Below are 15,526 nucleotides of genomic sequence, written 5' to 3'. Positions count from 1 at the left end.
ATTAGTCCTTTAACTTAAGGGGGAGTTGGCCTTTAACCGGATCGGCTTTGGCAGCTTTCTTTTTTGCAGCACGGGTCTTCTTGGGCTTGCGCGACTCTTGTGGCAAGGCTTTTTGGACAGCAACTAGAGCAATTTTTGCGGCGCCCTGTTCTGCAGCGCGCCGCGATGCACCCTCGCCCTTCACGCTCACCTTGAGATTCGGGACAATGCACTCAACCTCAAACTGCTGATTATGAGCAGCACCGGTGGTGGCCACCACGTTATATGTGGGTAGGGGTAACTGAAAGCCTTGTAAATACTCTTGCAGCAAGGTTTTATCGTCTTTGCCCAAAGTTTTAGGATCCACGTTTTGCAAGATGGTGGAGTACAGTTTGCGCAGACTCGCTTTCGCTGCATCAAATCCTCCATCAATAAAAATGGCGCCCGCAATGGCTTCGAGCGTATCCGCCAGGATGGAGGGCCTTCGAAATCCACCGCTTTTTAACTCACCTTCTCCAAGCTTGAGATAGTCCGATAGCATCAAGGCTTGAGCAATTTCATAGAGCGCTTGTTGTTTCACTAAATTTGCCCGTACTCGCGATAGGTCACCCTCATCAAGATCGGCATAACGCTCATACAAAATCTCGGCAACAACACAGTTCAATACGGAGTCTCCCAAAAACTCGAGGCGCTCATTATTCTTTTTGCTATGACTGCGATGGGTTAAGGCTTGATTTAATAAATCAGGTTTTTTAAATTGATAGGCCAAACGATCCTGCAATGGGCCAAGATCGAGCGTTGCCCGGGCGTTCATTACTGAAAACTTCCAATCCGGCCGAGTGAGCCCATATTGAGCCAAATGAAAAAGGCGCGACCGACTAAGTTTTGATCGGGCACAAATCCCCAGAACCGTGAATCTAGACTGTTGTCGCGGTTATCGCCCATCACAAAATAATGACCTGCTGGCACCTTACAGCGCAGTGCAGTTCCTTGATATTGGCAGTTCTCCGATCCAGGAAAGTTCTCGCCTTGATAGATCGTGCTGCGATCGGGATCATTCAAAATCTCGTGGACATTACCTCCAAGATCCGCTGGAAAGCTCTCTTGGTAGAGCTTGGAATACCGCATGCTCTCAGGATCAAGGTAAGGCGCCCCACCTGCATATTGAAGTGGCTTGCCGTTAATCGTGACCTTTTTATCCTCATAGAGGATGTCATCACCCGGAATCGCAATCACGCGTTTGATGTAATCAACTGACTGATCTTTGGGGTAACGAAAGACAACCACATCACCCCGTTTTGGGGTGCCGATCTCAATGATTTTCTGATTGATTACTGGCAAACGAATGCCATAGGTGTATTTATTGACGACAATGAAATCTCCAATTTGCAAAGTTGGAATCATCGATCCAGATGGAATCTTAAATGGCTCAATCAAAAATGAGCGCAGAATGAATACCGCCAAAATAACCGGGAAGAAACTTGCCGAATACTCCAGCCAAAGTGGCATCCGCTCAATTCCGGCAGCTTTGCGTTGTGGGGCAAAGTAGAGTTTATCGGCAACCCATGCAATGCCTGTAATGATGGCCAAGATGAATAGGATGAGGGCAAAGTTCATTTTTCTTCCACCTGCAGGATGGCCAAAAATGCTTCTTGCGGAATTTCAACATTACCCACTTGCTTCATACGCTTCTTGCCCTCTTTTTGCTTCTCGAGTAACTTGCGCTTGCGGGTAATGTCACCACCATAGCACTTCGCCAATACATTCTTTCGTAAAGCCTTGACGTTTTCTCTGGCAATAATATTGCTACCAATTGCCGCCTGAATTGCGACATCAAACATTTGTCTAGGAATAATGCCGCGCATCTTAGCAACCACCTCGCGACCGCGCGATTGACTATTACTTCGATGCACAATGATGGACAAGGCATCAACCCGATCGCCATTAATTAAGATATCGACCTTCACCACATCCGCTGGTCGGTACTCTTTAAACTCATAATCCATCGAGGCATAACCTCGTGAGACGGATTTCAGGCGATCAAAGAAATCCAAGACGATTTCTGCCATCGGCAACTCATAAGTGAGCTGTACCTGACGCCCTAAATAGGTCATATTGGTTTGAATGCCCCGCTTACCAGTGCACAAGGTAATGACCGAACCAACGTATTCTTGGGGCATATACAAATTGACTGTCACAATCGGCTCTAAGATTGTTTCGATCTTGCTGGGGTCGGGCATTTTGGATGGGTTGTCCACCACCACATTCGTACCATCGCGTTGCTCAACCTGGTAAACAACCGTTGGTGCGGTTGTAATCAAGCTCATATCAAACTGCCGCTCTAAACGCTCTTGCACAATTTCCATATGCAATAGACCTAAGAATCCGCACCGAAATCCAAACCCTAAAGCTTGAGAGACCTCCGGATCGAACTGCAAAGATGCGTCGTTCAATTTGAGCTTTTCAAGCGACTCGCGTAACGCATCGTATTGATTGGCTTCTACTGGATATAAACCTGCAAACACCTGCGGCTTAACCTCTTTAAACCCTGGCAGTGGCTGTGGCGCAGGGGTGCGACCCTGTTGACCAGATGCATGGGTCACGGTATCGCCCACTTTGGCGGCCTTCAGTTCTTTGATACCAGCAATAATGAATCCAACCTCGCCAGCACTGAGCTGGGGACGCGTCACTGACTTTGGAGTAAAAACACCAAGCTGTTCCACTAAATGGGTAGAGCCTGTAGCCATCAAGGTAATTTTGTCTTTTGGTTTTAGGGTACCGTTCACCACTCGCACCAACATCACTACGCCCACATAGTTATCAAACCATGAATCAATAATTAAGGCTTGCAGAGCTTGTGTGGCATCACCCTTTGGTGGTGGCACGCGCCGAATCATTTCTTCTAAAACATCAGCGACGCCCAGTCCTGTTTTAGCAGAACAGGTAATGGCATCGGTTGCATCAATACCGATGACATCCTCAATCTCTTTCTTAGCCGACTCAGGATCCGCGGATGGTAAATCGATCTTATTAAGAATCGGAATGACTTCTACACCAAGCTCTGTGGCGGTATAGCAGTTAGCCACCGTTTGCGCCTCAACCCCTTGGCTGGCATCGACAACTAACAATGCCCCTTCACAGGCAGACAGAGAGCGACTGACCTCATAAGAGAAATCGACGTGCCCTGGGGTATCAATCAAATTGAGGTTGTAGGTTTTCCCATCTTTTGCCTTGTACGTAAGGGCAGCGGTTTGGGCCTTAATGGTAATACCCCGCTCGCGCTCAATGTCCATGGAATCAAGAACTTGTTCCTCCATTTCACGGTCGGAAAGACCGCCGCACAGCTGAATAATGCGATCCGCTAGGGTCGATTTACCATGGTCAATATGGGCAATGATGGAGAAATTACGGATGTGATCCATTGGCGCTGTTCGATAGGGGTCTTGATAAAACGCCTTGTCGCAACGCAACACAATGATGCGCTGCAATAAGATGTCTTTCCTTTATTGTACTGGGAGCAGAAAAATCAGCGCTTTTCCTTGCCCTCAAGGGAAATAACCCAAGCAAAAAGGGGTGACTTTTGGTCACCCCTTGATGGTTTTTTGATCCTGTATCCGAATTTATTTCTGAGCGGGTCGGATGGGTACTACGATGGTGGCATCCCCGCGACGCACAAAAATAGGTACTGCCTTGCTAGGGTCAAGGGCTTTGGTCACAGACTCAAATTGCTTGATCCCGGTAATATCGGCATCACCAATTCGGACAATCACGTCTCCAACCCGCAAGCCAGCTCTAGCAGCGGCGCCATCACCCACATTGGTAATCTCAACCCCGCCTTTGCCGCCCAATTCCTTATTTTTGGCTTCAGTCAATTCGGTAACACTGATACCCAATGATTTGTTTGCCGTACCAGCTTGCGAAGCTGGAGCCTCTGACTTGCGTGCAACCGCTTTATCAGGCTCTGCATCTGCAACCACAACCGTTAAATCACGGGTTGCCCCTTTGCGCCAAACTTTAACCGTTGCCGAGGTGCCGGGTTTGGTCTCACCCACAATACGAGGCAGGTCGGTGGACTTATTAATATCGCGCCCGTTAAAGCTTAAGATCACATCACCAGCCTCAATGCCGCCCTTGGCTGCAGGCGCACCAGGTTCTACATTACGGACAAAAGCGCCACGTGGTTTGCCAAGACCAAGGCTTTCAGCCACCTCTTTATTGATCTCACCAATCGCCACGCCAATTCGTCCGCGCACTAAACGGCCAGTGGTTCTTAGTTGATCCGCGACCCGAATAGCCTCATCGATCGGGATTGCAAATGAAATTCCCATATAGCCACCTGAGCGACTGAAGATTTGAGAATTAATACCAATCACTTGGCCAGCCGTATTGAGCAATGGTCCACCAGAGTTTCCGGGATTAACTGCGACATCGGTTTGAATGAATGGCAAGTAGTCTCCGGTGTCACGGCTTTTAGCAGAGACAATTCCCGCGGTCACGGTATTTTCCAGACCAAAGGGAGAGCCAATCGCCACAACCCACTCACCCACCTTCACCTTGGAGGAGTCGCCTAGAGGGAGTTTTGGTAAGCCGGTAGCGTCAATTTTTAAGACTGCGAGATCGGTACGTTTGTCAGCACCGAGTAGTTTTGCCTTGAACTCACGCTTATCCGTTAAGGTGACATAAATCGTTGTTGCACCCTCAACCACGTGTGCATTGGTCATCACAATTCCATTGGAGTCAATAATGAATCCCGAACCAACGCCACGTTCAATCTCTTCTGGTTGGCCACGTCGGTTGCCCTGACCGCGTGGGGTATTTGGTGCTCCTGGAAGGGGTACCCCAAAAAAGCGACGGAAGAATTCTGCTTGTTCATCAGGTATGCCTGGAGCAGAACCTTGAGCCTGTTGATTGGATAACCTCTCAGTGGTGCGAATATTAACCACTGCGGGACTAGCCTTTTCAACTAATTCCACAAAATCTGGGATTGCGACCCGAGGTGGCTGAGTGTTTGTTTGAGAGGAAACCATCGGTGAAAACGACAGAATTCCCCAGCTAAATACCGAGAAAACGACCAATAGAATTTTTTTCATACGAAATTGAGCTTTGCTCAACCCATTAGTTGCAATACTCTAGATATTAGGGCTTTTTCCCAAATATCAAGGTACCGTTGGTACCCCCAAATCCAAAATTGTTTTTAACGGCGAAATCGATTTTGAGATCCCTAGCGGTATTGGCGCAGTAATCAAGGTCGCATTCGGGGTCTTGATTGAAAATATTGATAGTCGGTGGTGATTTTTGATGGTGCAATGCAAGAACGGTAAAGACCGATTCTAGGCCTCCAGCGCCACCCAATAAATGCCCAGTCATCGATTTCGTAGAGTTCACCACCACTTTTTTGGCATGATCACCCAAAGCCGCCTTGATGGCATCCGTTTCATTCTTATCACCCAAGGGTGTTGATGTGCCATGTGCGTTGACATACTGAATTTGATCTGCCGTAATCCCTGCATCACGCATTGCATTCACCATGCAACGACGCGGGCCATCCATATTTGGTGCGGTCATATGATAGGCATCACCGCTCATTCCAAAACCACATAACTCCGCATAAATTTTGGCGCCACGTGCTTTCGCATGCTCGTACTCTTCGAGCACCATTACGCCGGCACCCTCACCTAAAACAAATCCATCGCGGTCTTTGTCCCAGGGGCGCGAGGCAGTTGCGGGATCATCATTACGGGTCGACAATGCTCTCGCAGCAGCAAAGCCGCCGATACCCAAAGCAGAAATAGTCGACTCAGCGCCGCCAGCGATCATCACATCTGCGTCGCCATACTGAATCAAGCGGGCAGCCAAACCAATACTATGTAAACCCGTCGTACAGGCAGTAACCGCCGCGACATTAGGACCCTTGAGATTAAAGAGGATGCTCAAATGCCCAGAAATCATGTTAATGATCGAGCCCGGCACAAAAAATGGGGAGATGCGCCGCGGCCCACGTGAGAGCAACTCAGCATTGGTATCCTCAATCATCGGCAAACCGCCAATGCCTGAGCCAACCAATACGCCAATTCGCTCAGAATTTTGATCAGTTACCTCTAGGCCACTATCTTTAATGGCTTGGGTGCCAGCTGCAATTCCATAATGAATGAAGGTGTCCATATGCCGAGCCTCTTTGGCAGAGATGTATTCCTCGACATTGAAATCTTTAACCTCACCAGCAAAATGCACACTAAGCGCTGAGTGGTCAAACTTAGTGACCGTAGCAATACCCGTCTTACCCGCAATCAGGTTATCCCATGCGGTTCCAACTGAATTGCCAACTGGTGAAATCAGACCTAAGCCGGTGACCACCACGCGACGTGGTTGATTTGATGCGGGCACGGCTTAGCCTAGATAAGAATTAAGCCTGTCCAGCTTTCGTTTTTGCGAAATCAATCGCAAGCTGTACAGTGGTAATTTTTTCAGCTTCTTCGTCTGGTATCTCAATACCAAACTCGTCTTCTAAAGCCATTACCAATTCAACTGTGTCAAGAGAGTCTGCGCCAAGGTCATTCACAAAAGAAGACTCATTTTTGATGTCTGCTTCTGGCACGCCTAACTGCTCAGCCACAATTTTCTTAACGCGTTGTTCGATGTTGTCCATTCATTCCCTCCGGGACTTGTTAAAACGAATTACAGGATTTTATCAGTTTGTTTGTGACGCCGATCATTTGACAGGAGACTCAAGCCAGATATAGGCCACCATTGACATGGAGGGTATTTCCGGTGATGTATGCCGCTGCGGGTGAGGCCAAGAAAGCGACCGCCTGGGCGACATCCTCAGGGGTGCCTAAGCGTGCTAGGGGAATATTGGCCTTGAGGCTATTTTGCTGGTCCTCGCTTAAAGCGCGGGTCATATCCGTATCGATAAATCCGGGTGCTACACAATTCACCGTGATATTACGGCTACCAATCTCACGTGCCAGAGCCCGGGTCATGCCAGCGACTCCCGCCTTGGCAGCCGCATAATTTGCCTGACCAGCATTGCCCATATGACCAACAATCGAGGTGATATTAATAATCCGGCCTGATCGGGCCTTCATCATGGGTCGCAACACGGCTTGCGATAACTTAAATACCGAACTCAGATTGGTAGCAATCACATCTGACCACTCATCCTCTTTCATGCGCATCGCTAATTGATCTTTGGTAATGCCTGCGTTGTTGACCAAAATATCAATGCGCCCAAATTGCTTGACGATATCCTCAATCATTGCATCACAGGCGGCTCCTTCTGTGACATTCAAGACTTTACCAATGCCCTTAGATGAACTCAATCGCTCGGAGATTGCATTCGCACCCGACTCTGAGGTTGCGGTACCGATCACGATTGCGCCACAAAGGGCCAATTCATCGGCGATTGCCTGTCCGATACCGCGCGATGCGCCGGTTACTAGTGCTACTTGATTCGTCAAATCGAGGTTCATAAGAATTTCACAAATTAGGTTTTTAACTGTTGCAATGCGTCCATTAAACTTGACTCATCGGTAATCGCCATGCCTTGAAGACGATCATCAATGCGTTTTGTTAATCCAGCCAGTACTTTACCGGGACCACACTCAACAACCTGAGTAACTCCGCGATCAGCCATAGCACGAATGGTCTCTTGCCAACGTACCGGCTTAGCTGCTTGACGAACTAAGGCGTCTTTGATTTGCTCTGGGGTCACCAAAATGGATACGTCCACATTATTAATGACTGGCACACAAGGTGCATGAAATTCAATGCTCTCTAAATAACTCTTCAGCTTTTCCGATGCAGGCTGCAGGAGCGAGGAATGGAACGGGGCAGAGACTGGGAGGGGTAGAGCACGCTTGGCGCCAGCTGCTTTGAGTAGCTCGCATGCCTTAGTCACCGCCTCGGTCGCACCGGCAATCACAATCTGGCCAGGGGCGTTGAAATTAACAGCCTCGACGACTTTGCCGCACTCGCGACTTGCGAGCGCACACACTTCGATCACTTTTTGATCATCAAGCCCCAAAATTGCCGCCATGCCACCTGTGCCCACCGGCACCGCCGATTGCATGGCCTCTGCACGAAATCGTACCAAAGGTAAGGCATCTTTAAAACGAATCACACCAGCAGCAACCAAGGCTGAGTACTCCCCCAAGCTGTGGCCTGCAACCACGCTGGGCTTGGGTCCGCCAGAGGCCAACCAGGCTCGATAGCAAGCAACACCGGCGGTCAGCATCACTGGTTGAGTGTTGGTGGTTAAGGCCAATGCCTCAGCTGGCCCCTCCGCAATTAACTTACCAATGTTCTCACCCAACGCATCGGATGCTTCTTGCAGAGTGGCATGCACCTCTGTTCGCGAAGCCAGCGAGTTCAGCATCCCCACGGATTGTGAGCCTTGACCTGGAAATACAAATGCAAATGTCATATCAATTTTTTCTCATTAATAGCGCAATACAACCGCGCCCCAAGCAAAACCGCCCCCAACTCCTTCTAGCAAAATGTGCTGACCGCGCTTAATTTGACCCGATCGAATGCCATGATCGAGCGCCAGGGGAATCGATGCGGCAGAGGTATTACCATGCTCATGCACCGTGACAATCACTCGATCCATGGACATTCCCATTTTGCGGGCCGTTCCTTCCATAATGCGAATATTAGCTTGGTGAGGGACGAGCCAGTCAATTTGTTCAGGCTGCATATTGGCTTTTTGCAAAACCTCGTGGGCGACCTGTTCTAACACCTTCACGGCTAATTTAAAGACAGATTGGCCATCCATGCGTAAAAAGGGAACTCCTTCAATCCCGCCGCAAGTTGCTCGTCCAGGAACGCACAAAATATCACGTTGACTACCATCTGCATGCAAGGCGCTCGCTAAGATTCCGGCCTGATCGGAGGCTTCGAGCGCAACAGCACCCGCTCCATCTCCAAAAAGTACGCATGTACCCCGATCCTTGAAGTCCAAGATTCGAGAGAACACTTCAGCCCCGATGACCAAAATCTTTTGGTACATGCCAGCCCGAATAAACGCATCCGCCGTACTCAGGGCATACGAAAACCCAGCACACACCGCCTGCACATCAAAGGCAGCACAACCATTCCTTAGACCTAATTTATCTTGAATCACGCATGCCGTGCTTGGAAAACCGCCTAGATGATCGGGGGTTGAGGTCGCCAAAATGATTAACTCAATGTCATCGGCATTCCATTGCGCTTCCATCATCGCACCCTGTGCTGCCTTGACCGCCAAATCACTGGTTAGTTCATCGGGGGCGGCAAAATGCCTGGCTGAAATGCCACTACGGGTCTTAATCCAATCATCACTGGTCTCAACACCCTCTTTGGCTAAACGGTCAACCAAGTCTTGATTACTCAGCCTTAATGCGGGCAGATAACTGCCGGTGCCCGCAATCCGAGCAAATCGACTCTTACTCATGCGGACCTCAACGTAAATGACTCAGCAATTTTCTCGACCATGCGATTCTTGGCGGCATCGTATGCACGCTCAAGCGATACCTTATAGGCAAAGCGATCAGCAGAGCCATGGCTTTTGATGACGCAACCCTTGAGGCCCAACAGAACTGCGCCGTTGTAGCGCCGATGATCCACCCGTTGGCGCACTCTTTTCAACGGCAATAAAGCAGCCAGGCCCATTAATTTAGTTAGTAAGGATCGATTAAATTCTTCACGGATCATGCCACTCATCATTTTCGCCAAGCCTTCGCTGGCTTTTAAAACAACGTTGCCAACGAAGCCATCGCAAACCACAATATCCGTGGTCCCCTTGAATATATCGTTCCCTTCGACATTGCCATAAAAATGCAATTGGCTTTGGCGCAATAGTTCCGCAGTTTGTTTCACTACCTCATTACCCTTAATGACTTCTTCGCCAATGTTCAGTAGGCCAATAGAAGGCTGTGGGTTGCCATTAACCACCCGCAACATCACATCAGCCATTTGCGCAAATTGTAAAAGATGAATTGGCTCGCAATCGGCATTGGCACCGAGATCAAGTACGGTAGTGCCCTTTCCCAACTCATTCGGTATCGCCGTCGCAATTGCTGGTCGATCAATCCCATCCAAGGTTTTTAAGATATAGCGGGAGATTGCCATCAACGCGCCCGTATTACCTGCAGAAATGACAGCGTCTGCCTTGCCATCACGCACCTGCTCGATAGCAACGCGCATGGATGAGTCTTTCTTACGACGCAAAGCCACTTCAATGGGGTCGTCCATTAAGACGATTTCAGAGGCGCCAAGAATCTGAAAGCGGTCTAGTAAATTTGGATTGGATTTGCGAATCGACTGCCCAATCGCTTGGGCATCGCCAATGGCAACAATCTTAGCGTCGGGATGATCTCGCAGAAAATCACAGCAGGCTGGGATCGTAACTTCAACTCCAAAGTCCCCGCCCATAGCATCCACTGCCAGAGTGATACTCATTGAATGTGTATGAAACGTCGATTGTGTTTAAGAAAAAAGCGGCCTGAGCCGCTTCGATCAAACAATGAGGAATTAGTCGTTCTTCGTTTTAACGACTTTACGACCACGGTAGTAACCATTAGGGGATACGTGGTGGCGCAAATGGGCCTCACCGGTGGTGGACTCTACTGCAATCGCGGGTGCAGTCAAAAAATCGTGAGCACGATGCATGCCACGTTTCGAAGGGGATTTTTTATTCTGTTGGACGGCCATAATGAACTCCTAAGCAAGGCGCAATTCTAACATATAAAGTGGTAAAAACCCGCATTCGCCAACAAAATGATGGCTATTTCTTGAGGTTTTTCAATGCCTTAAAGGGATTAGGCCGTTCCAAGTCAGCCTCCACTGGCCGCAATTGACACTGGCCGACCGGGTGTTTAGGGGCGTGAGGCAGCGCTAGCAAAATCTCATCTTCGATCGCTTCAAGCAAATTAAAGTGGGTTGAGGCAACCATTGCCTCCTCGTCATCTCGATCCATGGGGAATTGATCCGCCTCCAATTCCGTTCTTAAAAAAACGTAGGTCTTGTGTATTTCCAACTCCAATCCGATGGGCTCTAAGCAACGTTGACAGGCAATCGCTATCCGCCCCCGAATCTTTACCTCAATGAACGGCCGATCATCGCGATGCCAACCTACAATTTGGCAATCAAATCCATCGCCCGGACTCACAGAAGCTGATTCTGCTAAAAGTCGTGGAAAATCGGCAAGCTGGATAAATCCCTCGCCTTGATAAGAGACAGGCGCTAACATATCAACTCTAAGCAAGGAGCTGGGGTTCATCTCTAGAGATTGAATTGGGTAAGGCGAGTTCTGTGTCATTCGATCGACGATTTGTAATTTATTTAAGCCATTGACATTATCAAACATCATTTAGTTACTCACTTATGCCGTCGGCCACCACCCTGATTCTTGCCTCAAGCTCACCTTATCGACAGCAGCTGCTTCAACGACTTGGGGTGCCATTTGTAGCGATTGCACCTAACCTAGATGAATCCCCGCTACCAGGCGAGACTCCCAAAAATCTCACACTTCGGTTAGCACAAGCAAAAGCACAAGCGATCGCATCCTTGCATCCGAACGCTTGGGTGATTGGCTCCGATCAAAGCGCCGATTTAAATGGTCACATCATTGGTAAGCCAGGTTCGCACGCCGCCGCTTTAGCCCAACTCAAACAAATGCAGGGTCAAGTCGTTGTTTTTCATACATCACTTTGCCTAATCGCTCAGGGTTTTTGCGAAACAATCCATGTCCCAACCGCTGTTCAATTTCGCAATCTACCCGAGCAAGTTTTGGATCAATACCTTCGTTTAGAACAGCCTTATGACTGTGCTGGTAGCGCTAAATCAGAAGGTATGGGAATTATTCTTCTCGAAAAAATTGAGAGCGAAGATCCAACGGCACTGATTGGTTTACCTTTAATTGCCCTGACAAGCCTACTCCTTCAAGCGGGAATTCCTCTACCTGCAACACAAAAATCTGAATAGCATGCAAATTGGTAACTTGTATTTGGTGCCCAATACATTAGGTAGTGACAACCGAGCTGCGCAACTCCATCACGTCATACCAGCCGAGAACCTTCGACTGATTGCAAAAATTAAATATTGGATTGTGGAAGACGCCAAAACAAGCCGTGCATTTTTAAATGCCGTTCATGAAATCGAACCACTACACCATTCATTACAAGAGATGGTGATGCAAGAGTGGCGCGGCCCCGACCGCAAACATGCCTTGAGCCTTAAACCGGAGGAATTGCTTGCCCCCATTCAAGCGGGGCACGATGTGGGCCTATTGTCAGAAGCAGGCGTTCCAGGCGTTGCTGATCCTGGCGCAGAGATTGTCCAAGCCGCACATCAATGTGGGGCTAAAGTTAAGCCCTTAGTAGGTCCCAGCTCAATATTGCTCGGACTGATGGCAAGCGGTCTTAATGGTCAACGCTTTCAATTCAATGGATATCTTCCTGTTGAAGCCGCAGAGCGTTCAAAAAAGCTTAAGGAATTAGAAGAAAACTCCAGGCGGCACCGCGAGACCCAAATTTGGATTGAAACTCCCTATCGAAACACTGCAATGCTGCAAAGCTGCTTAAGTTCGCTATCCCCCCAAACTCGTCTCTGCGTAGCGATTGATTTAACGCTAAATAGTGAATGGGTATGGACTGGGTCGACTGAATCTTGGCGCAAGCGCTATACCAAACCGGAAGCCCTATCCGATCTCGTCAAAAATAGACCTGCTATTTTTTTGATGCTCGCTTAGTGTTAGCGCATCTCCGCACTTCGCGATAAGGCCTTGCTAATCGCAGCGCCGGTCTCCGCCCCAAAGCGCTTCGCGACTCGCTCAGCAAAATTCTCTTTGAGGGTGTACTCCACCACATCGGGTGTTTTTAAAAGATCGCGTGCGACAGAATCAACCGTGCCGTAACCATCGACCAATCCCAACTGAACTGCCTGTTCGCCATTCCATACTCGACCCGAAAAAATATCCGGGTCATTCTTCAGGCGCTCGCCGCGACCCTCTTTCACGACAGTAATAAATTGCTCATGGATTTCATCGAGCATTTTTTTAACCATCTCGACTTGCTTGGGATTTTCTTTAGAGAATGGATCGAGCATGCCCTTATCCGACCCCGCCGTAATCAAACGTCGCGAGATACCCATCTTATCCATCAGCCCGGTAAATCCAAAGCCGCCCATGACGACTCCAATCGAGCCAACAATACTGGCTTTATCCACCAAAATCTTGTCTCCGGCCACCGCCACATAGTACCCACCCGAAGCACAAACATCTTCAACTACGACATAAAAAGGTTTATCGGGATACAGGCCACGCAAACGTTTGATCTCATCATTAATCATGCCAGCTTGCACAGGAGAGCCGCCCGGACTATTGATACGGAGTACTACCCCGGCAGCCTCTTTGCTTTCAAATGCGGCGCTCAATGCTGAATTAATATCCAATGCATTTGCGACCGAATTGGGTGAAATCTCACCTTCAATGCTAACGAGTGCAGTATGTTTGCCACTGCCCCCGCTCCCCGGTAAGCCAATATCAAAGATTTGTGTCACAAGACCCACCAAAACAACCAGGGTCAAGATACGCAGAATGGCTCGCCAACGTCTTGCCTTGCGATTTTCTTTAAGGTTCTCAAGCAATAAATGCTCGAGAGCACTGCGCTCCCACTGCGCATTTGAATTGGATGACTCGGGGTTTTGATTCATATTCTTAACTCGCTTTACTTAATTCGGTAGGATCTTGGGATGGTTGATGCAAATTCTGCATCAACCAGTTTCCTAAAACCTCTACATTATCAAAGCAAGCCAAAGAATTTGCAGAGCGCAAGGCATCGGCTGGGTGGGCACCATAAGTAACTGCGATCGCATCCACTCCAGCAGCTTGAGCCATCTGAAGATCGTGCGTTGTATCCCCAATCATCAACATCTTGCGCACTGGGACTTGAAGACGATCCGATAAATCCATCAACATACCTGGGTGGGGTTTGGCGAAGGACTCATCTGCAGTTCGTGTGTCATGAAATAGATGTTCTAACTGATGATGACGCAACGATCGATCGAGCCCGCGTCTGGGCTTGCCTGTTGCTACCCCCAACATAAAGCCCTGGGTTTTTAAGCTCTCAAGCAAGTCTCGCATGCCCTCAAAAAGATGCAGTTCATGATCCTTTGCTAAATAGTGATAGCGAAAACGATCGACGAGCGTTGGAAAATGCTTAGGGTCGATGGTTGGCACTACACGTCGCAGTGAATCATGAATACCCAAACCAATCACATAGCTCGCAATCGAGTCCTCGGGTACCGGAAAATCCAGATCTCGGCAAGCCTGCTGAATGCAATGGACGATCGTTGGCGTGGAATCCATAATCGTGCCATCCCAGTCCCAGACGATTAACTCATAACGACGTTCGTTTGTCTTCAATCGATCTCTTTCGGTTGTTGCGTTTTAGCCAAAAAACGGCTGTCCCATTGTGCAAGAAAATCATGAAACCGTTTTGGCAGATCGGCTTCTATACGCATTTTCTCCAAAGTTTTAGGATGGGAGAAGACCGCAAGATGTGCATGGAGAAAAAGTTGCTTAACCCTCAACTCCTTATCGCCGGATTCCAAACCATATTTATCGTCACCCAAGATTGGATGTCCGATTTTTTGTAAATGCACCCGAATTTGATGGGTGCGCCCGGTTTTTAACTGCGCTTCAACCAATGTAAAACTCGTGCTATCGCGTTGGAAGAGCTCTGTAACCCGAATGTTCGTGTGACTTGCTTGTCCTTTTGGATCCACCCGAACCCGACGCTCACCGTTCTCTAGTAGATATTTCAGCAGAGGAAACTTTAACTGCTTGGTGCCAGTCATTGCATCCATTGCTCCATGGGCAATTAAGCGATAACGCTTATCGGTTAAGCCCTCCCGAATCTGCCGATGCATTTCCAGAAGTGCACTGCGCTTTTTTGCCATGATCAGGATTCCAGAAGTGTCGCGATCTAAGCGATGAACTAGTTCCAAAAATGAATTCTCTGGCCTTGCCTTACGAAATAACTCAATCGCCCCCAACTGCACACCCGAACCCCCATGAACCGCCAGCCCAGAGGGTTTATCAATCACTAACAAATATTCATCCTCAAACAAAATGGGGATATCCGTTGCCAGGGTTTTAGCCTGAGCTTCCGAGATCACTTGATCCAATTTCTTAGGCTCAGCCAATCGGGTTGGAGGCAAGCGAACCACATCACCCTCAACCAGGCGAGAGCTTGGCAGGGCCCTCTTTTTGTTGATCCGCACCTCGCCTGAGCGAATAATTCGGTAAATATGGCTTTTTGGAACCCCTTTAGCCCACCTTAATAAATAATTATCCAGTCGCTGACCGGCAAAATCAGGTCCCACGGTTTCCAAAACGGCTGCCAAAACCTTGGTTTTAGAGGCTTCCTTGCCAGAAATGCGGGGTTTTGAGGGGGGTTTTGTGGATTTATTCATTGGATCATCCCCATTGTCGACCGTTTTGTGTCCTATAATCAAGGCTCTAAGTCATTGATGACTAAGAATTTGAATTCCGGAGCTTGGAGTCGCC

The 15,526-nt window shown here is 48.7% G+C and carries 17 protein-coding genes; 2 read left to right on the top strand and 15 right to left on the bottom strand.

The window, feature by feature from the left end:
* Position 1 precedes the first annotated feature (1 nt).
* The 12 genes from rnc to AOC32_RS02595 form a co-directional block, all read right to left on the bottom strand.
* Positions 2-793 carry a ribonuclease III gene (gene rnc / locus AOC32_RS02650; RefSeq protein ID WP_108508004.1) on the bottom strand — a complete coding sequence of 264 codons (792 nt, stop codon included), beginning with the start codon at positions 791-793 and terminating at the stop codon, positions 2-4.
* Complete coding sequence (gene lepB, locus AOC32_RS02645; protein ID WP_108508003.1) at positions 793-1,596, bottom strand: signal peptidase I; 804 nt, start codon at positions 1,594-1,596, stop codon at positions 793-795. Before lepB ends, rnc begins: the two co-directional genes overlap by 1 nt.
* The gene (gene lepA, locus AOC32_RS02640; RefSeq protein ID WP_108509309.1) at positions 1,593-3,401 is read right to left on the bottom strand and encodes a translation elongation factor 4; all 1,809 of its coding nucleotides are present in this window, start codon (positions 3,399-3,401) and stop codon (positions 1,593-1,595) included. The genes lepB and lepA overlap by 4 nt, the downstream gene beginning before the upstream one ends.
* A gap of 198 nt (positions 3,402-3,599) precedes the next feature.
* The gene (locus tag AOC32_RS02635) at positions 3,600-5,069 is read right to left on the bottom strand and encodes a DegQ family serine endoprotease (protein WP_108508002.1); all 1,470 of its coding nucleotides are present in this window, start codon (positions 5,067-5,069) and stop codon (positions 3,600-3,602) included.
* 46 nt (positions 5,070-5,115) lie between these two features.
* Positions 5,116-6,363: a beta-ketoacyl-ACP synthase II gene (gene fabF / locus AOC32_RS02630; RefSeq protein ID WP_108508001.1), complete on the bottom strand. Its 1,248-nt coding sequence runs from the start codon at positions 6,361-6,363 to the stop codon at positions 5,116-5,118.
* Between the two features lie 19 nt (positions 6,364-6,382).
* Positions 6,383-6,625, bottom strand: coding sequence for an acyl carrier protein (gene acpP, locus AOC32_RS02625; RefSeq protein WP_108508000.1), 243 nt, complete (start codon positions 6,623-6,625; stop codon positions 6,383-6,385).
* Between the two features lie 79 nt (positions 6,626-6,704).
* Positions 6,705-7,448 carry a 3-oxoacyl-ACP reductase FabG gene (gene fabG / locus AOC32_RS02620; protein ID WP_108507999.1) on the bottom strand — a complete coding sequence of 248 codons (744 nt, stop codon included), beginning with the start codon at positions 7,446-7,448 and terminating at the stop codon, positions 6,705-6,707.
* 14 nt (positions 7,449-7,462) lie between these two features.
* Entirely contained in the window at positions 7,463-8,401 is a 939-nt protein-coding gene (gene fabD / locus AOC32_RS02615) for an ACP S-malonyltransferase (RefSeq protein WP_108507998.1), read from the bottom strand.
* A 15-nt stretch (positions 8,402-8,416) separates the two neighbouring features.
* A complete protein-coding gene (locus tag AOC32_RS02610) occupies positions 8,417-9,409 on the bottom strand; it encodes a beta-ketoacyl-ACP synthase III (protein ID WP_108507997.1) in 993 nt (330 codons plus the stop codon).
* Positions 9,406-10,416 carry a phosphate acyltransferase PlsX gene (gene plsX / locus AOC32_RS02605; RefSeq protein ID WP_108507996.1) on the bottom strand — a complete coding sequence of 337 codons (1,011 nt, stop codon included), beginning with the start codon at positions 10,414-10,416 and terminating at the stop codon, positions 9,406-9,408. The genes AOC32_RS02610 and plsX overlap by 4 nt, the downstream gene beginning before the upstream one ends.
* 72 nt (positions 10,417-10,488) lie before the next feature.
* Positions 10,489-10,668, bottom strand: a complete 180-nt coding sequence (rpmF, locus tag AOC32_RS02600; protein ID WP_108507995.1) for a 50S ribosomal protein L32 — start codon at positions 10,666-10,668, stop codon at positions 10,489-10,491.
* A 73-nt stretch (positions 10,669-10,741) separates the two neighbouring features.
* The gene (locus tag AOC32_RS02595; RefSeq protein WP_108507994.1) at positions 10,742-11,326 is read right to left on the bottom strand and encodes a YceD family protein; all 585 of its coding nucleotides are present in this window, start codon (positions 11,324-11,326) and stop codon (positions 10,742-10,744) included.
* 14 nt (positions 11,327-11,340) lie between these two features.
* Here AOC32_RS02595 and AOC32_RS02590 point away from each other — a divergent pair, with 14 nt between their 5' ends.
* Both AOC32_RS02590 and AOC32_RS02585 read left to right on the top strand, forming a co-directional pair.
* Positions 11,341-11,940 (top strand): Maf family nucleotide pyrophosphatase, encoded by a 600-nt coding sequence (locus tag AOC32_RS02590; RefSeq protein WP_108507993.1) that lies wholly within the window; start codon positions 11,341-11,343, stop codon positions 11,938-11,940.
* Between the two features lies 1 nt (position 11,941).
* Positions 11,942-12,706 (top strand): SAM-dependent methyltransferase, encoded by a 765-nt coding sequence (locus AOC32_RS02585; RefSeq protein ID WP_108507992.1) that lies wholly within the window; start codon positions 11,942-11,944, stop codon positions 12,704-12,706.
* Between the two features lie 2 nt (positions 12,707-12,708).
* Here AOC32_RS02585 and AOC32_RS02580 read toward each other — a convergent pair whose 3' ends face one another.
* The 3 genes from AOC32_RS02580 to AOC32_RS02570 are packed head-to-tail and all read right to left on the bottom strand — an operon-like array spanning position 12,709 to position 15,432.
* Complete coding sequence (locus tag AOC32_RS02580) at positions 12,709-13,668, bottom strand: S49 family peptidase (RefSeq protein WP_108507991.1); 960 nt, start codon at positions 13,666-13,668, stop codon at positions 12,709-12,711.
* Positions 13,669-13,672: 4 nt separating this feature from the next.
* Positions 13,673-14,380, bottom strand: a complete 708-nt coding sequence (locus AOC32_RS02575) for an HAD family hydrolase (RefSeq protein WP_267895630.1) — start codon at positions 14,378-14,380, stop codon at positions 13,673-13,675.
* Complete coding sequence (locus AOC32_RS02570) at positions 14,377-15,432, bottom strand: RluA family pseudouridine synthase (protein WP_108507989.1); 1,056 nt, start codon at positions 15,430-15,432, stop codon at positions 14,377-14,379. The genes AOC32_RS02575 and AOC32_RS02570 overlap by 4 nt, the downstream gene beginning before the upstream one ends.
* Positions 15,433-15,526 lie beyond the last annotated feature (94 nt).

It is taken from the genome of Polynucleobacter acidiphobus (assembly GCF_003065385.1).
In the GTDB taxonomy this organism is placed as follows: domain Bacteria; phylum Pseudomonadota; class Gammaproteobacteria; order Burkholderiales; family Burkholderiaceae; genus Polynucleobacter; species Polynucleobacter acidiphobus.
This window is presented reverse-complemented; position numbering and strand designations above follow the sequence as displayed.